The organism is Streptomyces sp. APSN-46.1 (assembly GCF_022815725.1).
Taxonomy (GTDB): domain Bacteria; phylum Actinomycetota; class Actinomycetes; order Streptomycetales; family Streptomycetaceae; genus Streptomyces.
This window is the reverse complement of the sequence record NZ_JALGRF010000013.1, coordinates 156743-176436: the sequence shown is the minus strand read 5'-3', so window position 1 is coordinate 176436 and position 19694 is coordinate 156743. Positions and strand designations below refer to the sequence as shown.

The 19694-nt window shown below is 71.7% G+C and carries 18 protein-coding genes; 10 read left to right on the top strand and 8 right to left on the bottom strand.

From position 1 onward, the window contains the following. Positions 1-3: 3 nt before the first annotated feature. The 3 genes from cbiQ (at position 4) to MTF65_RS26750 (ending at position 2284) form a co-directional block, all read left to right on the top strand. Positions 4-753: a cobalt ECF transporter T component CbiQ gene (gene cbiQ / locus MTF65_RS26760; RefSeq protein ID WP_243631524.1), complete on the top strand. Its 750-nt coding sequence runs from the start codon at positions 4-6 to the stop codon at positions 751-753. Continuing rightward, positions 750-1571 carry an energy-coupling factor ABC transporter ATP-binding protein gene (locus tag MTF65_RS26755; RefSeq protein ID WP_243631523.1) on the top strand — a complete coding sequence of 274 codons (822 nt, stop codon included), beginning with the start codon at positions 750-752 and terminating at the stop codon, positions 1569-1571. Before cbiQ ends, MTF65_RS26755 begins: the two co-directional genes overlap by 4 nt. A 104-nt stretch (positions 1572-1675) precedes the next feature. After that, positions 1676-2284, top strand: coding sequence for a PadR family transcriptional regulator (locus tag MTF65_RS26750; protein WP_243631522.1), 609 nt, complete (start codon positions 1676-1678; stop codon positions 2282-2284). A gap of 66 nt (positions 2285-2350) precedes the next feature. Here the strand turns inward: MTF65_RS26750 and MTF65_RS26745 are convergent, their stop codons facing one another. After that, the gene (locus MTF65_RS26745) at positions 2351-2563 is read right to left on the bottom strand and encodes an EF-hand domain-containing protein (protein ID WP_243631521.1); all 213 of its coding nucleotides are present in this window, start codon (positions 2561-2563) and stop codon (positions 2351-2353) included. A 254-nt stretch (positions 2564-2817) separates the two neighbouring features. On the opposite strand from MTF65_RS26745, the gene MTF65_RS26740 reads away from it, so the two are divergent. Continuing rightward, entirely contained in the window at positions 2818-3600 is a 783-nt protein-coding gene (locus MTF65_RS26740; RefSeq protein ID WP_243631520.1) for a tRNA-dependent cyclodipeptide synthase, read from the top strand. Further along, entirely contained in the window at positions 3581-4834 is a 1254-nt protein-coding gene (locus MTF65_RS26735; RefSeq protein WP_243631519.1) for a cytochrome P450, read from the top strand. The genes MTF65_RS26740 and MTF65_RS26735 overlap by 20 nt, the downstream gene beginning before the upstream one ends. Positions 4835-4920: 86 nt before the next feature. Here the strand turns inward: MTF65_RS26735 and MTF65_RS26730 are convergent, their stop codons facing one another. From MTF65_RS26730 to MTF65_RS26705, 6 genes are all read right to left on the bottom strand, one after another. After that, a complete protein-coding gene (locus MTF65_RS26730) occupies positions 4921-6108 on the bottom strand; it encodes a YncE family protein (protein ID WP_243631518.1) in 1188 nt (395 codons plus the stop codon). Continuing rightward, positions 6105-6881, bottom strand: coding sequence for a polysaccharide deacetylase family protein (locus MTF65_RS26725; RefSeq protein ID WP_243631517.1), 777 nt, complete (start codon positions 6879-6881; stop codon positions 6105-6107). The genes MTF65_RS26730 and MTF65_RS26725 overlap by 4 nt, the downstream gene beginning before the upstream one ends. A 377-nt stretch (positions 6882-7258) precedes the next feature. Then, positions 7259-7762, bottom strand: a complete 504-nt coding sequence (locus tag MTF65_RS26720; protein WP_243631516.1) for an ATP-binding protein — start codon at positions 7760-7762, stop codon at positions 7259-7261. Between the two features lie 258 nt (positions 7763-8020). Beyond that, a complete protein-coding gene (locus tag MTF65_RS26715; RefSeq protein ID WP_243631515.1) occupies positions 8021-8788 on the bottom strand; it encodes an enoyl-CoA hydratase/isomerase family protein in 768 nt (255 codons plus the stop codon). 84 nt (positions 8789-8872) lie between these two features. Next, positions 8873-10117 (bottom strand): Ig-like domain-containing protein, encoded by a 1245-nt coding sequence (locus MTF65_RS26710; protein ID WP_374207303.1) that lies wholly within the window; start codon positions 10115-10117, stop codon positions 8873-8875. A gap of 143 nt (positions 10118-10260) precedes the next feature. Beyond that, positions 10261-11457 (bottom strand): Ig-like domain-containing protein, encoded by a 1197-nt coding sequence (locus MTF65_RS26705; RefSeq protein WP_279399551.1) that lies wholly within the window; start codon positions 11455-11457, stop codon positions 10261-10263. A 384-nt stretch (positions 11458-11841) separates the two neighbouring features. Between MTF65_RS26705 and glgX the strand changes: the two genes are divergently transcribed. Both glgX and MTF65_RS26695 read left to right on the top strand, forming a co-directional pair. Next, positions 11842-14046 carry a glycogen debranching protein GlgX gene (gene glgX, locus MTF65_RS26700; protein WP_374207305.1) on the top strand — a complete coding sequence of 735 codons (2205 nt, stop codon included), beginning with the start codon at positions 11842-11844 and terminating at the stop codon, positions 14044-14046. A gap of 71 nt (positions 14047-14117) precedes the next feature. Beyond that, entirely contained in the window at positions 14118-14840 is a 723-nt protein-coding gene (locus tag MTF65_RS26695) for a CDP-alcohol phosphatidyltransferase family protein (RefSeq protein WP_243631513.1), read from the top strand. On the opposite strand, the gene MTF65_RS26690 is transcribed toward MTF65_RS26695, so the two are convergent. Then, on the bottom strand, positions 14821-15318 hold the full coding sequence (locus MTF65_RS26690; protein WP_243631512.1) for an adenylyltransferase/cytidyltransferase family protein: 498 nt from the start codon (positions 15316-15318) through the stop codon (positions 14821-14823). The two genes, MTF65_RS26695 and MTF65_RS26690, sit on opposite strands and share 20 nt — an antisense overlap. Before the next feature lie 157 nt (positions 15319-15475). Here MTF65_RS26690 and MTF65_RS26685 point away from each other — a divergent pair, with 157 nt between their 5' ends. Genes MTF65_RS26685 through MTF65_RS26675 form a run of 3 tightly spaced genes read left to right on the top strand, consistent with a single transcriptional unit; the run spans position 15476 to position 19643 of the window. Beyond that, the gene (locus tag MTF65_RS26685; protein WP_243631540.1) at positions 15476-16681 is read left to right on the top strand and encodes a glycosyltransferase family 4 protein; all 1206 of its coding nucleotides are present in this window, start codon (positions 15476-15478) and stop codon (positions 16679-16681) included. Beyond that, positions 16678-18435, top strand: a complete 1758-nt coding sequence (locus tag MTF65_RS26680) for a lipopolysaccharide biosynthesis protein (RefSeq protein WP_243631511.1) — start codon at positions 16678-16680, stop codon at positions 18433-18435. The genes MTF65_RS26685 and MTF65_RS26680 overlap by 4 nt, the downstream gene beginning before the upstream one ends. Then, complete coding sequence (locus tag MTF65_RS26675) at positions 18432-19643, top strand: hypothetical protein (RefSeq protein WP_243631510.1); 1212 nt, start codon at positions 18432-18434, stop codon at positions 19641-19643. Before MTF65_RS26680 ends, MTF65_RS26675 begins: the two co-directional genes overlap by 4 nt. Positions 19644-19694 lie beyond the last annotated feature (51 nt).

Here is a 19694-nt window from a genome sequence, read left to right as displayed (position 1 = left end):
GCGGTGCTGCCGATCGATGTGGCGGCACACTCCAGCCGCTGGCGCCGCCGCCACCCGCTGGAGAAGGCCCTGCTCGGCCTCGGCCTTACGGTCACCGCGGTGTCACTGCCGCCGTGGCCGGGCGGGCCGCTGGTGGCCGCCGCCACGCTCGCCGTGCTGCTCGGGCCCGCCGGCGTGGCCGGGCGCCAGCTCTGGCGGGCCTTCCGGATCCCGCTGGCGTTCTGCTTCACCGGGGCGCTGCCGCTGCTGTTCGCCGTGGGCGGTCCGGCGGGCCTGATCTCCGCGGCCCCGGACGGGCCCCGGCACGCGGCGGAGCTGCTCCTGCGGACCTCGGCGGCCTCGCTCGGCGTGCTGCTGTTCGCCTTCACCACCCCGGTCTCGGACCTGCTGCCCCGGCTGGTCCGGGCGGGGGTCCCGGCCCCCGTGGTGGACGTGGCGCTGGTGATGTACCGGATCGGGTTCCTGCTGCTGGACTCGATCGCCCAGGTCCGGCGGGCCCAGGCGGCCCGGCTCGGGGATACCGGCCGGGCCGCGCTGTGGCGCTCGCTGGCCGGGCTCGCCGCGACCTCGTTCGTACGGGCCTTCGACCGCGCGGGGCGGCTCCAGGAGGGGCTGGCCGGGCGGGGCTATGACGGCACGCTGCGGGTGCTGGTGCCGCAGTCCACGCTGTCGTGGCGGTTCCTCGCGGCCTCGGGGGCCCTGCTGGGCACCCTGATCGCCGTCACTCTCGTACTCAAGGAGCGCTTTCTGTGACGCGGTTGGTAGAGCTGGTCGGCGCGGGCTACGCGTACGAGGACGGGCCGGTGGTGCTGTCCGGCGTGGACTTCGGTATCGCGGAGGGCCGGGCGCTGGTCCTGCTGGGCCGCAACGGCAGCGGCAAGACCACGCTGATGCGGATGCTGAGCGGGGGTCTGCGGCCGGTGCCGGGCGAACTGCGGCTCGACGGCACGGCGGTGGCGTACGACAGGGCCGGGCTGACCCGGCTGCGGACCTCGGTCCAGCTGGTGGTCCAGGACCCGGACGACCAGCTGTTCGCGGCATCGGTCGAACAGGACGTCTCCTTCGGCCCGATGAACATGGGCCTGCCCGCCGAGGAGGTCCGGGCGCGGGTGGACTCGGCGCTCGCGGCGCTGGACATCACCGCGCTGCGGGACCGCCCGACGCACCTGCTCTCGTACGGCCAGCGCAAGCGGGCGGCGATCGCGGGGGCGGTGGCGATGGCGCCGCGCGTGCTGATCCTGGACGAGCCGACGGCGGGCCTGGACCCGGACGGGCAGGAACGCCTGCTGGACGTCCTGGCGCGCCTGCGCGCGGCCGGTACCACGGTCGTCATGGCCACGCACGACGTGGACCTCGCGGTCCGCTGGGCCGACGACGCGGCGGTACTGACCCCGTCGGGCATCCGCGTCGGTCCGGCGCGGGAGTTGCTCTCGGACCCGGAGCTGCTGGCCTCGGCGGGCCTGCGCCAGGCATGGTCCCCGGCGGTGACCTCGTTCCTGCGGGCCCGCGCCCTGCTCGGCGCGGACGCGGCGGGCCCGAAGACCCCGGAGGCGCTCGCCGCTTGGGCGTAGGCCTGGGGTCGCGCGGACAAGGTCGTACGGAGGCCCGGGCGGGCGGGATCGCCGTGCCCGGTCTCCGCGAACTCCCGAACTCCCGCAAAACCTAAGATGGCCGCATGTCGCTCCCGCACGCCATCCTCACCGCCCTGCTCGAAAAGCCCTCGTCCGGGCTGGAGCTGACCCGGCGGTTCGACAAGTCGATCGGGTACTTCTGGTCCGCGACGCACCAGCAGATCTACCGCGAGCTCGGCCGGCTGGAGGAGGCCGGGCTGATCCGGGCGCTGCCCAGCGAGGTGCCCGTGCGGGGGCAGAAGAAGGAGTACGAGGTACTGCCCGCGGGCAGCGCGGAACTCGCCCGGTGGGTCGGCGAGCGCCAGGACCCCAAGGCCGTCCGGGATCCGCTGCTGCTGCGGATCCGGGCGGCCGCCGTGGTGGGGCCGCAGGGGCTGGGCGCGGAGCTGCGGCGGCACCTGGGGCTGCACCGGCGGCAGTTGGAGACGTACGAGGCCATCGAGGCGAAGGACTTCCCGCCGGGCCGGGAGTCCGCCGAGGACCGGCTGCACCGGCTGGTGCTGCGCGGCGGCATCGCCCTGGAGACCTTCTGGCTCACCTGGCTGGAAGAGGCCCTCGACGAGGTCGAGGACATCGCCGGGGGTAGCGCCGGGGATATCCCCGGGGACGAGGACTCCGCCCGCCCGGCGGCCGGGCCCGACGGCGCGGCCTGAGGCCCGCCGGGCCAGGCGCCCCCGGCCCGCCCCGGCAGTGGGGGCAGGCGGGGGGAGGCGCGGGGCTTACTTGTTGAGGGAGGCCCAGAACTCGTCGAAGCTCAGCAGGCCGTCGCCGTTCGCGTCCTTGGAGGCGATGACGGCGTCCGCGACCGGGCCGGTGACGAACGGGTCGCCCATCTCCGCCATGGCCCCACGGAACTCGTCGGCCGTGACGAAGCCGTCACCGTTCACGTCGAACTTGCCGAACGTCGCCCGCGCGTTCTCGATGTCCGCCACTGGGTCCACCCCTTCTTGGTGCTTGTTGACCGGCCCAGGGTAGCGGCACCGGGCGCCGGGCCGTTCCTCGGGTCCCGTTCGGCCGGCAGATATAAATTCAATTACCCTTCCGCAATGCGGAAGCGGCAATTCCAGCCAACAAATCAGACCTGGGCTTGTCACGCTCCGGGGCCACGGCATAACGTAGCGACATTGCCGCCACACCGGGAGCGCAGGGCTCCCAGGGACATGCGGCAACAAGGGCGATCACACAGGTGACGATCACAGCCGACGCATCATTCGAAGTTCTGCCCTTCACACGCACTTGCCGCCATATCTGGGAAGACGGCGACCATGTGCTCATCGGAGTGAGTCCTGGAAACAGCTACTTCAGTTCCGAGCGCATCACCGGTCTCGCCCAGTGGGCCACCGCCCGCTTCGCGCAGGTCGACTTCGTCTACGCAGACCTCCACGTCGACCGGATGTTCGCCGCGTTCGGCTACACGCCGGAGCATGCGGAGAAGCGCGCGACGAAGGAGATCAAGGCGGTCCGGCGACGGATTCTCAAGGGCGTGGAGGAATCAGGACCGCCACGGGCCGAGATCCGCGTGAGGGCACTTTCGGAGTTCCAGTCGAACCCCGTTTATCAGCTCCTGCACAGGCGCGTACTGCACTTTCTGGAAACAGATGATGAATTCCGCAAGGGCTGCGAGGAAATGGCCCTTCACTTCGTGGGTTCAAAGTTGCCGGAAGGTGGATCCATCACGGACGAACAGTTGCAGGTCTGTTTCGATTACATGGCAGCCGAGCTGCCCTTCTTCGTGGACACCCCGAGCATTCTCGACGTGCCGTCCTCCGTGGCGGCGTACCACGTCAAGATGCCGCTGACGGATGTCCTCTTCGCGCGCGGCGGGGGCCTGCGCGCGACCCGCAACCAGGCGTACGCCGTCGTGCGGCCCGGCACCGCCGGGGCCGCGCGGCCCGCGTCGCCGGCCACGGACACGGACACGGACCACGCACCAGCCGAAAGGAACGTCGATGAGCGTCGAGCAGCTTGAGGAACGGGAGGCCGAAGGGCCCGGGGGAACCGGTGACGCACTCCTCGACTTCCCGCTCTCGCGGCGCGGTGACGTCCTCCCGGAGGAGTGCGCCTGGCTGCGCGAGAAGGCACCGGTCGCGAAGGTCCGCACCCTGACCGGGGACCCGGCCTGGCTGGTGAGCAGCTACGCGCTGGCCAAGCAGGTCCTGGAGGACGAGCGTTTCAGCCTCAAGGACACGGCGAACGCCGGTGTCCCGCGGCAGTACGCGCTGACGATCCCGCCCGAGGTCGTCAACAACATGGGCAACATCAACAGCGCCGGCCTGCGCAACGCGGTGATGAAGGCGCTCAATCCGCGCCAGGGCGGCCTTCAGGACTGGCTGCGCGCCACAGCCGGCGAGCTCATCGACGGGATCGTCGCCGAAGGCGGCCCCGCAGACCTCCGGGCGGGGTTCGCCGACCCCTTCTCGGCGGCCCTGCACTGCCAGGTGCTGGGGGTGCCGTTCGATGACTGGCGCCGCCTGATGTCGGGGCTGGACGTCGCGTTCATGACCGCTCGCGAGCCGTTCCCCGACTCGGCGCTCAACTGGTACAAGGACGTCGGCTACTTCGCCGACCAGCTGAACGCGCAGCTCGCGCTGCCCGCCGAGGAGCGTACGGGGCTCCTCGGACGGTTCGCCGGGCTGAAGGAGGCCGACCCCGACTCGGCGCACCTGACGGACGAGATGTTCGCGACCGTCGCCGTCTCGCTCTTCGGGGCGGGCGCGGTGTCCACGTCCGCGTTCCTGGTGCTCGCGGTCCTCGCGCTGCTCCAGAAGCCGGAGCTGATCGGGTACCTGCGCGAGCATCCCGAGCGCATGGGCAGGGCCGTGGACGAGCTGCTGCGGTGGAACCTGTCCGTCGGTGACGGCCTGCCGCGGATCGCCCTGGCGGACGTCCAGGTCGGCGACGTGCTGGTGAAGGAGGGCGAGCTGGTCCTCGTACTCCTGGAGGGGGCCAACTACGACCCGGAGGCCTTCGAGAACCCGGACGAGCTGGACCTGGAGCGGGAGAGCCCGAACGCCAACCTGGCCTTCGGCGCCGGCCGGCACTTCTGCCCGGCCTCCGCGCTGGGGCGGGCGCATGCCGAGATCGCGCTGGAGGTGCTGGTGGAGCGGCTGCCGGAGCTGCGGCTGGCGGTGCCGGCGGAGAATCTCGTCTGGCGCACGGGCTTCATCAAGCGGCTGCCGGAACGGCTCCCGGTCGCCTGGTAGGCGGTAGCCGGCAGGCGACAGGGCGACAGGCGGGCGAGTCCATGACGGTGTCCCGGGAGCTGTGCGAGCTCCCGGGGCACTCCGCCTTACCGGAAGATGCCGGTGTGCCCCAGCGAGTAGCGGCCGGGCTGCGGGTAGACGGCGAGCCCGTGGGGGCCGCCGCCCACCGGGATCCGGGCCAGTTGCTGACCGGAACGCGTGTCGATCGCGTAGACCTCGGAGTTGTAGCGGCCGGACAGCCACAGCACCTTGCCGTCGGCGGAGACCCCGCCCATGTCGGGGCTGCCTCCGCCCGGGAGTTCCCACTTCTTGGTGAGGTCCTTCGCCTTGAAGTCGAAGACCGAGATGGTGCCCTCGCCGCGGTTGGACACGTACATCTCCTTCGAGTCGCGGCTGATGTACAGGCCGTGGCAGCCCTTGCCGGTGGGCAGCAGCTTCGGGATGTCGAACTTCTCGCCGCTGAACACCCACATGCCGTGCGCCATCATGTCCGCGACGTAGAATGTCTTCCCGTCCGGGGAGATCTTGACGTCCTGCGGCATCGCGCCCTCGAACGGCAGTTTCTGCTGGCCGACGACCTCCATCCGCTCGGTGTCGACCTTGAGCAGTTCGCCGGAGAACTCGCAGCTCACGATGAAGTAACGGCCGTCGGCGGAGAAGTCCGCGTGATTGACGCCGAGGCAGGTCACCGGAACGGTCTTCACCCGGTCCATGGTGTGCGGATCGCGGAAGACCAGCTCGCGGTCCATGGAGGCCATCACGACGGCGTACTTGCCGTTCGGCGTGAAGTACAGGTTGTACGGGTCGTGCACCTCCACCGGCTCGCCGGCCTCGCCGGTGGCCGGGTCGATCGGGGTGAGCGTGTGGCCGCGGTTGTTGTTGACCCACAGGGTCTTCATGTCCCAGGACGGGACCACGTGCTGGGGCTGGACGCCGACCGGGATCGTGTCGATGACCTCGTACGTCGCCGGGTCGATGACGGACACCGTGTTGGAGGTGGTGTTCGGCACGTACACGCGGGAGGGGAAGTCCTTGACCACCGGGGAGAGTTTGTTCGGGCGGTCGGCCGCGTAGACGTCGTGGGGGTCGAGGAGGGGCGGCATCCCCGCCAGGCCGGGCGGCACGGCCGGGATCGCCTTGGCCGGCTCGGCCGGGCCCTTGGAGCCGAGCGCCTCGGTCATGTCCTTGTCGCCGGCTCCACAGCCGGCCAGGGCGGCGAGGACCAGTCCGGCGAGCAGCGCGGTGGCCTTCCGGGGAAGGCGGTTGGTCGTCATGAAGTCAGCAGCTCCGAGGTGGTCACCGCGCGCAGCTTGCGGCGCGCGAGTTCTTCGAGGAGGGGCGGCATCGCGGCGACCGTGTCCGCGTAGCCGAAGTGCAGGCTCACCACCGATCCGTTGCGGATCGTCCCGGTGACGGTGCGGACGACGGCCGCGGCGCCGGGCGAGGTGAAGTCGAGGGAGTCCACGTCGTACGAGAGGACGTGCGGGTAACCGGCCCGCTGGGCGAGGGTCCGCACGAGCGGGGTCGCGTACTGGGCCTGGGAGGGGCGGAACCAGGTGCCGATGGAGCCGGTGAGCCGCTTGAGCCGCTGCGCGCAGCCGGTGATCTCGGCGTAGGCCTCCGCCTCGGGCATGGTGTTGACGGCGAGGTGGCGCTGGGTGTGGTTGCCGAGTTCGTGGCCGCCGTCCAGGATCCGGCGGGCCATCTCCGGGTGGTCGTCGAGCCAGGCGCCGATGGCCAGGACGGTGACGCGCGCGCCCCCCTTCTCGGCCTCGGCGAGGACGGCCTTGGCGATGGCGGGGTCGCCGTTGCCGTGGAAGGTGAGGGCGACGCGGGGGCGGTCGCGGGGACCGTGCCCGATCTCCACGGGCTGCCCGGCGAAGCGGCGCGGGGCGGGGGCGGCGGCCGGCGCCTTGGCGGGTGCGGGGGCGGTGGCGGCGGGCGCGGGGGCGGTACGGCCGCCCGTGCCGCAGGCCGAGGTGAGGGCGCCGGCGGCGACCGCCGCCCCGGCGCGGAGAGCGGATCGTCGGTCCGGGTCACAGAGCACCTGCCCATTTAAGGGGGTGATGTCGCAAAAGATAACGATTGACCCAATTTAGAACCTTCGACGGATGCAGCCACACTGCCGGGCGTCCGCTATCCGATCAACGAATTACACCCAGCGGTCGATATTTATTCATCGATTACGAGGCGAGTGGCCCACCTCACCTAGGATTTAGGTGGAAACTCTTAGGGTATCCACACTTATGTCCGAGTTGAGACTTTTGGCATTTGAGGCCTCGTCTGCCATAGTCGGAACCACGGCTTCCCGTTGACCCGAGCGAAGTCTCCACGCCGAGGATCACACCCCCTTCGATCCTCGGCGCACCCATGAAACCCCCACAGCGCCCACCACGGCGACAGGGGGTTTCTGGCGTTCGAGGGCTAGCGGTCCGCGACCCGCATCTCGAACCAGGTGATCTTGCCGCGCGGCAGGAGGTCCGCACCCCAGCGGTCGGAGAGCTTGTCCACGAGGAACAGCCCCCGGCCGGTCGTGTCCAGTTCGTGGACCGGCATCAGGCAGGGCAGCCCGCGCGAGGGGTCGCGCACCTCGACGCGGATCCAGCCGCGCCGGCGCAGCATCCGTAACCCGAAGGACCGGGCCCCCGTATGCCGTACGGCGTTGCCGACGAGCTCGGAGACCAAGAGGACGGCGTGCTCGGCGATCTGGGGCGAGAGGCCCCACAGCCGGACCACCACGCACTGGGTGAGCCGGCGGGCCGTGCTCGCGGACTCGGGCATCGACGGCAACGTCACTTCCGCCTCGGCGGGATTCCCGTACAACTCCAGCGCCTTGAGGCCCTGTTCGTCCTCAAGAGCCGCCGTCAGCCGCCCGGCCGAAGCGCTGCTGCGCTGCCGCGGCTGTTCCACACCCTCCAGGCCCGCCATGCACCCATCATGGACGGCCGACCCACCCCTCCGGGCCGTTCCGCGGGAAAACGCCCTCCGGAAAACAGGCATTCCCGGAGGGCGTCGTGGCATATGCGTACGGCAACGAGGAGGCCATCGGGCATCCTGACCTGTAGTGACGTACCGCTCGAAGCCGATCACGGTGAGTGGATCACCATGACTCCTTAAGTCTCCCTTAAGGCCTGGCTAATCCACTCCCAGGGAGGACGGGGCAGGGGCCGGGTCAGAGGGCGCGGTTCAGAGAAACTTGGCCTTGCCCGGGCCCTCTTCGACGAAGCTGCGCATCCCGCGCTCGCGGTCCTCGGTGGCGAACAGGCCCGCGAACCAGTTGCGTTCGATGGTCAGGCCGGTGTCGATGTCGGCCTCCAGGCCGGCGTCCACGCACTCCTTGGCGGCGCGCAGCGCCAGCGCCGGGCCCTGGGCCAGCTTGGCGGCCCAGGCGTGCGCCTGCTCGTAGACCTCGGCGGCGGGCACGATCCGGTCCACCAGCCCGAGGCTGAGCGCCTCGTCGGCCTTGACCATACGGCCGGTGAAGATCAGGTCCTTGGCCTTGGAGGGGCCGATCAGCCGGGACAGCCGCTGGGTGCCGCCGGCGCCGGGGATCAGGCCGAGCAGGATCTCGGGCTGGCCGAGCTTGGCGTTGTCGGCGGCGATCCTGTAATCGGCGCAGAGCGCGAGCTCGCAACCGCCGCCCAGGGCGTAGCCGGTGACGGCCGCGACGACCGGCTTGGGAATGCGCGCCACGGCGGTGAAGGCGTCCTGCAGGCCTCGGGACCGGGCGACCATCGCCGCGTGGTCCATCACCTGCATCTCCTTGATGTCCGCGCCGGCCGCGAACACCTTCTCGCCGCCGTAGAGGATGACCGCGCGGACGTCGGCCCGGTCGGTGGCCTCCACCGCGAGCTCGCGCAGCCGGTCCTGGGTGGCGATGTCCAGGGCGTTCATGGGCGGCCGGTCCAGGCGGATGGTGCCGACGCCTTCGGAGACTTCGAGAGAGAGGGTCATACGGGCCAGGTTAGCGGCGGTTAACGGGAAGTGGCCCGGTGCTGTCGGTCACAGCGCCGGGCCACATCGATTGCCGGGAGGGGACTACTTGGTCCACTCCGCCCAGGACATGTTCCAGCCGTTGAGGCCGTTGTCCGGGGCGATCTGCTTGTCCTTGGAGTTCTTCACGATGACCACGTCACCGATCAGGGACTCGTTGAAGAACCACGCGGCGGGCTGGTCGCCGTCGCCCGCGCCGCGGACGTCCTTCAGGCCGACGCAGCCGTGGCTGACGTTCTCCGAGCCGAAGGTGCCGCCGGAGGCCCAGTAGTTGCCGTGGACGAAGGTGCCCGAGGTGGACAGGCGCATCGCGTGCGGGACGTCGGAGATGTCGTACTCGCCGCCGAAGCCGACGGTCGCGCCGTTCATCCGGGTCACCTTGTACTTCTCGCTGATGACCATCTGGCCGTTGTACGTGGTGGTGGCCGGGGCGCCCGCGGTGATCGGGATGTTCTTGAGCACCTGGCCGTCGCGGACGACCTGCATCTGCTTGCTGGACGCGTCGACGGTGGAGACCTGGGAGCGCCCGACGGTGAAGGTGACCGTACGGGTCTGCTTGCCGTAGACGCCGGGGCGGCCTTCGACACCGTCGAGGGCGAGCTTCACGGTGACCTTGGTGCCGGCCGCCCAGTAGTTCTCGGGGCGGAAGTCGAGGCGGTCGTTGCCGAACCAGTGGCCCTCGACCGGCACGGACGGCTCGGCCGTGACCGTGATGGCCTTCTCGACGGCCTCGGGGTTGGTGATGCCGCGGGTGAAGTTGATGGAGACCGGCATGCCCACGCCGACGGTCTGGCCGTCCTCGGGCGTGTAGTGGCCGACGAAGGTGTTCTTGGGGGTGAGGGTGGTGAAGGTGGTGTCCTTGGCGGACTCCCGGCCCGCCTCGTCCTTGGCCACCGCGTGCACCTTGTACTCCGTGGCGGAGGCGAGGTGGCGGGCGGGCTCCCAGCTCGCACCGTCCTCGGCGAGCTTGCCCTCGACCTCGTTGCCCTTGGTGTCGGCGACGTTCACCGCGGTGAGCTTGCCGCCGGTGCTCGATATCTTCAGGATGCCGCTGGTGGCGACCTCCTTGGCTCCGTCGTCCGGCTTGACGCTGACCACGGCCTTGGACGCCTCGGTACCGGTCTTGCCGGTGCCCCCGCCGCCCCCGCCGTTGTCGCCGCCGCTGCCACCGCTGTTGCCGCCGCCGCTGCACGCGCTGGTGAGCAGCAGGGCCGCCCCCAGAAGGAGGGCCGGCAGGCCGGTGCGGGCGCGGCCGCGTATCGGCTGCAGGTTCACTCTTGTTCTCCCCATGTCCCCATGTCCCCCGCGCGCGGACAGTCACGCGCTTGACGACAGGTAACCACACGGGCAGATCACGGTGAGCCACGGTCTTGTCACCATTCCGTCCCAACTGACGGCACGGACGAGGGCTCCTCCGGCTCCTCCGCTCAGTCTCAGGTGAGCGCCGAGCCGGCGACCCAGTCGGCCCAGGACATGTTCCAGCCGCCCAGCCCGTTGTTCGCGGCCACGGTCTTGTCCTGCGAGTTCAGGACCTCCACCACGTCCCCGACCAGCGTCCGGTCGAAGAACCATCCGGCCGGGGTGTCCGAGCCACCGCCCTTGTCGTCGCGCAGTCCGATGCAGCCGTGGCTGGTGTTGGAGGAGCCGAAGGTGTCCGGGCTGGCCCAGTAGTTGCCGTGCAGGAAGGTGCCGGAGCTGGTGAGCCGCATGGCGTGCGGGACGTCGGGGATGTCGTACTCGCCGCCGAAGCCGACGGTCTGGCCGTTCATACGGGTGACGTCGAAGAGCTCCATCACCACCATCTTCCCGTTGTACGTGGTGTTCTTGGGCGCCCCGGCGCTGATGGGCACGGTGGAGAGCAGTTCTCCGTCCCGGCGCACCTCCATGGTGTGCTCGGCCGCGTCCACGGTGGAGATCTGGGAGCGGCCGACGGTGAAGGTGATGGTCTTGTCCTGGATGCCGTACGAGTCGGGGGCGCCCTCGATGTCGCGGAGGCTCATCTTCACGGTGACCTTGGTGCCGGGCTTCCAGTACTCCCTGGGCCGGAAGTCGAGGCGGTCGTCGCCGAACCAGTGGCCCTCGACCTCCACGGCGGGGTCGGAGGTGACGGTGATCGCCCGTTCCACCGCGGCGCGGTGCTTGAGCGGCCGGCTGAACCGGAAGGAGACGATCATGCCGACGCCCACGGTGGAGCGGTTCTCGGGCTTGAAGTAGCCGATGAACCGCTCCTCGGGGACGAAGGTGGTGAAGGTGGTGTGCCGGGCCTGGCGGCGGTTGTGCCCGTCGAGGGCGACCGCGTCCACCGTGTACTTGGCGGCCAGCGCGAGCCGTCCGGACGCGAGGTCGGGGCTCCAGCTGAGGCCGTCGGCGGCGATGGCGCCGGGCACCTGCTCCTCCTGGACGTCCTCCACCTTGGTGACCACGACCCGCTCCAGCCGGCCCTCGGGCACGGATACGGTCAGCGGACCCTCGGCCGGCACCCCCTTGGCGTTGTCCTCGGGGGTGATCCGGATCGCCTCGACCGGCGATCGGGGTTTTCCGGGCAGCTGGATCTCGACCGGGGATCCGCCGCCCTCGGTGCATCCGGCCAGGCCGCCCAGCAGGCCCGCCCATGCCGCTACGGCGGCCAAGCCCGCCCCTGCCCGCCTCGTCAGAAGAGTCACGCCCCTCCAACGACCGGCCCCCTCCGGGGGAAACGTGAGCGCGCCGCACGTTCCGGGCAGAACTGTCCGGGCAGAACACAGGGAAGGACCAGACGGGGGCGGGCCCAGGCCGGGACGCCGGGGCCGCACTCCCCCGCCGGTACCCAGGAGCCGTGGAGGCGGGCAGTGTCGAGCGCAGCCGAGCATGAGGCGGTGGAAGCCGCCGAAGACGCGTCGAACGCGGGGAACGGGGTGCGGGGCGGCGCAGCCGCGCCCCTACCGCAGGTGACCGGACCGCCGCCGAACGGGCGGCGGAACGGTCATCCCAACGGCCGGTCGAACGGCCACGCGACGGGCCAGGCGACAGGCCAGGTGAAGGGCCTGGCGAAGGGCCAGCCGTTACGGGCCGCCGCGCGCCCGGGGCCACCGGTGTGGCCGGGGTCCTCGCACCCGTTGGGTGCCCGGTTCCACCACGGCCCGGACGGCACGGCGGGCACCAACTTCGCGCTGTGGGCCCAGGGCGCGGAGGCGGTGGAGCTGTGCCTCTTCGACGGCGAAGGCGCCGACAGCACGGAGACCCGGTGCGCGCTCACCGAGCTCACGCACGAGATCTGGCACGGCTTCGTGCCGGGTGTGCGCCCCGGGCAGCGCTACGGATTCCGGGTCCACGGCCGCTGGGACCCCTGGACGGGCGCCCGGTTCAATCCGGCGAAGCTGCTGCTCGACCCGTACGCGCGGGCGGTGGACGGCGAGTTCACGCTGCCGCCGGAGGTGTACGGGCACGTCCGGGACTGGCCGCAGCAGTACATCGCGGACACCGTGCGCGACGACCGGGACTCCGCCCCGCACGTCCCCAAGGGCGTGGTGGTCCACGATGACGACGACTGGGCGGACGACGTCCGGCCGAAGACGCCGTGGGCCGACTCGGTGATCTACGAGCTGCACGTGCGCGGCTTCACGATGCGCCATCCGGATATTCCCGAGGAGCTGCGCGGCACCTACGCGGGGCTCGCCCATCCGGCGGCGATCGAGCACCTGACGCGGCTCGGGGTGACGGCGGTCGAGCTGCTGCCGGTGCACCAGTTCGCCCACGAGGACCATCTGCTGCGGCGCGGCCTGCGCAATTACTGGGGCTACAACTCGATCGGCTACTTCGCCCCGCACGCGGGCTATTCGTCGAGCGGGACCACCGGGGGGCAGGTCGGCGAGTTCAAGCGGATGGTGCGGGCCCTGCACGCGGCCGGGATCGAGGTCATCCTCGACGTGGTCTACAACCACACGGCGGAGGCGGGCGAGCTGGGCCCGACGCTGTCGCTGCGCGGCATCGACAACCGGGGCTACTACCGGCTCCAGTCCGACCAGCGCCGGTACGCCGACTACACGGGCTGCGGGAACACCCTGCACGCCGGCCGCCCGCACGTCCTGCGCCTGATCACGGACTCCCTCCGGTACTGGGTGACCGAGATGGGCGTGGACGGCTTCCGCTTCGACCTGGCGGCGGCGCTGGCACGCTCGATGCACGACGTGGACATGCTCTCGCCGTTCCTGGCGGTGATCGCCCAGGACCCGGTGCTGCGGAGGGTGAAGCTGATCGCCGAGCCGTGGGACGTGGGCTCGGGCGGCTACCAGGTGGGCGCGTTCCCGCCGCTGTGGACGGAGTGGAACGACCGCTACCGGGATGCCGTACGGGATTTCTGGCGGGGCGCGCTGCCCGACGTACGGGATCTCGGGTACCGGCTGTCGGGGTCGAGCGACCTGTACGCGTGGGGCGGGCGGCGGCCGTACGCCTCGGTCAACTTCATCACCGCGCACGACGGTTTCACCCTGCGCGACCTGGTGTCGTACGAGCACAAGCACAACGAGGCGAACGGGGAGGCGGGCCGGGACGGCACGAACGACAACCGGTCGTGGAACTGCGGGGCGGAAGGGGAGGTGGACGACCCGCGGATCGGGGTCCTCAGGCGCCGCCAGCTGCGCAACCTGCTGACCACCCTGCTGCTCTCGACGGGGGTGCCGATGCTGGTGGCGGGCGACGAGTTCGGGCGTACGCAGGGCGGCAACAACAACGCGTACTGCCAGGACAACGAGACGGGGTGGGTGGACTGGTCGCTGCTGTCGGACCCGTCCTGGCAGCAGCTGTTCGCCCTGGCCCGCAGGCTGCTCGCGCTGCGGCACGAGCACCCGGTGCTGCGGCGGCGGGCGTTCTTCTCGGGGCGGCCGCAGGGCGCGGACGGGCTGCGGGACCTGGCCTGGTTCACCCCGGCGGGGGCGGAGATGACGGAGCGGGACTGGTACGCGCCGGCCGCCGCGCTGGGCCTGTACCTGTCGGGCCGGGACATCCCGGGCCGCGACGAGCGGGGCCGGAAGGTGACGGACGACAGCTTCCTGGCGCTGCTGCACGCCGGGGACCGGCCGGTGGCGTGGGTGCTGCCGGACGCGCCGTGGGCGTCGTCGTACGAGCTGGTGCTGGACACCTCCCGGGAAGACCAGTCCGCACCCCCGGCCACCCGCCACCTCGGCGGCGAAACCCTGACGGTCCCGGCCCGGGCGGTTCTGCTGCTGAAGGTGGTGAGTTGAGGGCTCCCTGCGATGATGTGACCTTCGTACGTACGCACGCGGCGTATGCATTTGTTCGAAGGGGCTTGTGGATGGCGAGTTTCGGGACCGCGCTGCGGGAGCTGCGCGGGGCGCAGAAGTCGGCGAAGGGGGTGTCGCTCTATTCGCGGTTCGTCAACCGGCCCGCCGGGCGGTACCTGGCCGCCGGGTCGTACGCCCTCGGGCTCACCCCGAACCAAGTGACGCTGATCAGCGCCGCCTTCAGCTTCGCCGCCGTCGCCGCGGTCGCGCTGAGCGCGCCCTCGTGGGGCCTCGGGATCACCGTGTGGGCGGCGCTCGCCGTCGGCTTCGCCTTCGACTCCGCCGACGGGCAGCTGGCCCGGCTGCGCGGGGGCGGCAGCGCGGCGGGCGAGTGGCTCGACCACGTCGTGGACTGCGCCAAGCTGACCGCGCTGCACACCTGCGTGCTGATCGCCTTCTACCGCTTCCCCGGTGAGTACGGGACCGCCGGGGACGGCTGGCTGCTGGTGCCGCTGGGCTTCCAGTTCGCCTCGGTCGTCACCTTCTTCGGGGGGCTGCTGACCGAGAAGCTGAAGCCGAAGCCCCCGCCGGGGAGCCCCGCCGCCGCGCCGTCGACCGTGCGCGCGGTGGCGTTGCTGCCCGTGGACTACGGCGTGTTCTGCCTGGTGTTCCTGCTGCTGGGCGGCGGGGAGCTGTTCCGCTGGGCGTACGCGGGGTTGGGCGCGGTCGCCGTGCTGTTCCTGCTGGCGTTCCTGGCGAAGTGGTTCCGGGAGCTCAGCGCCGTTCCGCGGTGACGGCCTCCGCGAGCGGTGCGGCCAGCGCGTCCAGCGCCCGGCGCAGCTGGGTGCTGGACGTGTGCACGGTGTAGGGGAAGTAGACGACATCGACGCCGACGGCGGCGAAGTCCCGTTCCAACTTGGCGCCCTTGGCCGTGCCGCGCCAGTCGTCGCCCTTGAAGAGGACGTCGAAGCGGACCTGCTTCCAGGTCTCCACCTTGTTCGGGACCGTCTCGACGAACGCGGCGTCCACGTACTTGACGCTGCGGACGATCTCCAGCCGCTCGACGAGCGGAATCATCGGGCGGCGGCCCTTGGCCAGTTCGGCCATCTCGTCGGAGACGACGCCGGCCACCAGGTAGTCGCACTGGCTCCGGGCGTGCCGAAGGATGTTCAGGTGCCCGATGTGGAACAGGTCGTACGCGCCGGGCGCATAGCCGACTCGGTACGGTCTGCGCGCGGTCGGGCCGAGGTCGGACATGTCCTGCTGCGTCATCAGTTACCCCCCAGCAGCCACACCCCCCGGTGTGGCGGATTAGCAGACAATAGCGTGCACGTTCCGCACCCTGCCGGTGAACGAATAGGGTGACGAGCGCATCATCCAGGGGGGAAGGGGACGTTCAGTGTCCAGATCCGGTCACCGGCGGCTGCTGCTGGTTTCCACCAATTACGCTCCCGAGCACGCGGGGATTGGCCCGTACGCCACCCAGATCGCGGAGCACTGGGCGGATCTCGGCCACGAGACCCACGTGCTGGCGGGGATGCCGCACTACCCCGCGTGGTCGCTCGAACCGGAGTACAAGGGGGCGCTCCGGCGCACGGAACAGCGCGCGGGGGTCACCGTGCACCGGCGTGCGCACACCGTGCCGACGCGTCAGACCGCCGTGCGGCGCGCCCTGTTCGAAGGATCGATCCTGCTGCACGGGGCCGCGGCCCCGCCCCGGATGCCGAAGCCCGACGCGGTCCTCGCCCAAATGCCCAGCCTGGCGGGCGGGGTGACGGCCGCTCGGCTCGCGGCGCGTTGGAAGGTGCCGTTCGTCCCGGTCGTCCAGGACCTGATGGGCGCCGCCGCCGCGCAGAGCGGGATCAGCGGCGGCGACAAGGCGGCCGCGATCGCCGGCCGCGCCGAGGCGTACGCGCTGAAGCGGGCCACGCTGGTCGGCGTCATCCACGAGACCTTCGTGGACCGCGTCGTCGGCATGGGTGTGGACCCGGAGCGGATCCGGCTCGTCCCCAACTGGTCCCACGTGCCGCTGCCGACCAAGCCGCGCGGCGAGACCCGGCGCCACCTCGGCTGGGCCCCCGGGCAGACGGTCGTCCTGCACTCCGGGAACATGGGCCTCAAGCAGGGGCTGGAGGTCCTGGTCGGCGCGGCGCGGCGGGATCCGAGCGTGCGCTTCGTCCTCATGGGTGACGGCAGCCAGCGCGGGGCCCTCGCCGACCTCGCGGCCGACGTACCGAATCTGGACATCATCCCCCCTGCCGCCGACGGCGAGTTCCCGGATATCCTCGCCGCGGCGGACGTCCTCGCGGTCACCCAGCACGCGGCCGTGATGGACATGAGCGTGCCGTCGAAACTCACCTCCTATTTCCAGGCGGGCCGGCCCGTCGTCGCCTCCGTCGCGGCGCTGGGCGGCACCGCCCAGGAGGTGGAGCGTTCGGGCGCCGGGGTGCTCGTACCGCCGGAGGACCCCGACGCCCTGCTGAAGGCCGTACGGGCCCTGGCCGAGGACCCCGAGGGCGCGGACCGGCTGGGAGCGGCCGGACCACGCCATGTGGCGGCGCACCTCAGCCGTGAGGCGGGCCTGGCCCGCATCGACGCACTGATGGACGAAGCACTTGGGGGGCCCAAGCCGTGATCGAGACGAACCGCCCGGCGGGGCCCCCGGCCGAGGACGAGCCCGATCTCCTCAGGGACCAGTTCCGCCAGCTCCTGCGCTACCGCCGGCTCATCGGGACCGGCATCGGGATCGGCCTGCTGGGCGGCGTCTACCTCGGCATCTCCACGGCCGACACCTACGTGGCCACGGCGGACGTCGTCCTGCGCGCGCCCACCGACGACCCGTTCAACCCGAGCCTCGCGCCCGACAAGGCGATCAACATCGGCTCGGAGCGGCAGGTCGCGCTCTCCAGCTCCACAGCCGCCGCGGCCGCGAAGAAACTCGGCGTGGATACGGCCGGCTTCGCCGCCCTGCGCAGCGGTCTCCAGGTGACGAACCCGCCGCAGACGATGGTGCTCCGCTTCACCTACACCGCGTCCTCCCCCAAGACGGCCGCCACCCGCGCCAACGCGATGACCGAGGCGTACCTGCTCAAGCGGCAGGAGGCCCTGGACGTCACGCGCGACACGATGGTCAAGGGGTACCAGGAGCAGCGCGACCCGGCCGTCAAGCAGCTGGACGAGGTCGTCAAGCAGATCAACTCCATGTCGGCCGGTGCGGGGCGCGACGCGGCGTACGCCTCCAAGACCGACCTGCAGAGCAAGGTCAACACCCTCAACACCAACATCGCCAAGCTCCAGGCCCTGGACATGACCCCGGGCCGGGTCACCAGCGCCGCCACCGCGCCCACCGCTCCCGACGGCCCGGGCCTGCCGATGTCGCTGGCGCTCGGCGCGGCCGTGGGCCTCGCGCTCGGCCTGCTCGCCGCCTGGGTCCGGCTCGTCTTCGACCCGGCGCCGCGCTCCGAGGGGGACGTCGCGCGGGCCCTGCGCGCGCCCGTACTGGGCTCCCTGCCCCGGGACAAGACCGGCGGCGGGCCGCTGCTCGCGGCCGGTGAGGAGGACCCCCGGCTCGCCGAGGAGTACCGCTCGGTGGCCTTCCGGCTCGCCTACGACTCCCGGTTCGCCGACCGGCGCCGGCTGCTCGTGGTCGCCCCGCGCGGCAGCAGCGAGACCGCCGCCGCGGTGGCCGTGAACCTGGCCGCCTCCTTCGCGGAGACCGGCAAGGACGTCCTGCTCATCGAGGCCGACCTGCGGACCCCGGTGCTGGCCAGCCAGCTGCCGACCGACGCGGGCGGGCGGCCCGGCTGGAGCCGGCTGCCGGGCGGCCCGTCCGCCGACGGGAACCCCGGGCAGCACGGGGAGTCCGACTGGCCCGACGGGCGCCAGCTCGTCGTGGACGCCGGGGAGTCGGGCGCCTTCGACCTGATCCCGGGCGAGCGGGTCCGCAACGTCGCCCGCGCCCTGACCTCGCCGCGCGCCACCCGGCTGGTCTCCGAGGCCGACTCCCCCAACTCCACGGTCGTCGTGCTCGCGCCGCCCGTGCTCTCCTACGCCGACGCGCTCGCCCTCGTAGACCGCGTCGACGGCGTCCTCGTCGTATGCGACCCGCGCGCCGTCCAGCGCACCGACCTGACCCGGATCCGCGAGCTGATCAGCGGGGCCGGCGGCACCGTGCTCGGCGCGGTGCTGCACGCGCCGCTGCCAGGCGAGAAGCGCGGCCGGGGCAAGAAGGGCGGCCGGGGGGCCACCGCCGCGGCCTCGGCGTCGCCCGCGGCCGGGCCCGCCGCCCAGCCGCTGCCGCGGGTGGACGCGGCCGAGCCGGAGCAGCACGTTCCCGGTGACGGCACCGACACCGTCGCCCTGCGTACGGTCCGTACGGGCCGCAGGTGAGCCGGCGCGGCCTCGCGGCGGTCTCCTCGATCCTGGACCAGGCCGCCTCCAGCGCCACGAACATCCTGGTGCTGGTGCTGGCCGCCCGGCTCTCGTCGGCGTCCGGCTTCGCCGACTTCTCGATGGTGTACGTGGTGTTCAGCGTGCTGCTGGGGCTGAACATGGCCTACGTCGGCCAGACGGTGGTGCTGGCGAAGGGCGACCGGCTGGGCGCCGTGTGCCGTTCGGCCGTTGCCTTCACGGGCGCCGCCTCGGCCGTCGTCGGTGCCGGGCTCGTGGCCGTGGGGCTGCTGCTGCCGGGGGCGGCGGGGCGGGCGTTCCTCGCGCTGGGCCTCGTACTGCCGTTGGTACTCGTACAGGACGGGCTGCGGTACTGCTTCTCCGCGCTGCGGGTTCCCGAGCGGGCGCTGGCCGCCGACGCGCTGCGGCTGGCGTGCGTGGTCGCGGCGCTGGCGGTGCAGCCCGAGGGGGCTTCGGCGGGGCGGCTGGTGCTGGTGTGGGGCGTCTCCGCGCTGCCGGCGCTCGGGCTGGGGCTGTGGCTGCTGCGGCCGTACGTGCGGGGCGCGGGCGTGGACCTGCGGCCGTATGTGCGGCGCGGGCACCTGGGGCAGCGGTTCGTGGTCGAGTTCGCCGTGGGCAACGGCTCCAGCCAGCTCGCGGTGCTCGGACTCGGCGTCTTCGGCACTCCGCTGGCGGTGGGTGCGCTGCGGGGTGCGACCACCCTGTTCGGGCCGCTGAACGTGCTGTTCAACTCGGCCAACGCGTTCGGGCCGCCCGTGCTGTCGCGGCTCGGCGGCAAGCGGGCCACGGTACGGGCGACCGTACTGCTGGGGCTGGTGCTGGCGGGGGTCGGCGGGGGCTGGGCGGCCGTCCTGTACGCGCTGCCCGACCGGGTGGGGCGGCAGCTGCTCGGCGACACCTGGGCGGCGGCGTCGGCTCTGCTGCCGGCGACGGGCGCGCAGTACGCGGTGATGGGGCTGGGGACGTGTGCGCTGCTGACGCTGCGGGTGCTTGCGCCGAAGGCGACGCTGTCGTTGCAGGTGGTCTTCTCGCTGGTGTCGGTGGGGCTGCTGTTGGGCGGGTACGCGGTGTGGGGGGTCGCCGGGGCCGCCTGGGGCCTGGCGGCGGGTTCCGCCCTGAAGGCGGCGGCCGGCTGGTCCCGTGTGGCCCGGCTGACACCGGCCGCCGAGTCGTTGCACGCGGCTTGACCCTGCCGGTCGTTGCTCCGCGCCGTTTCCCGGGCTCTGCCCGGACCCGCG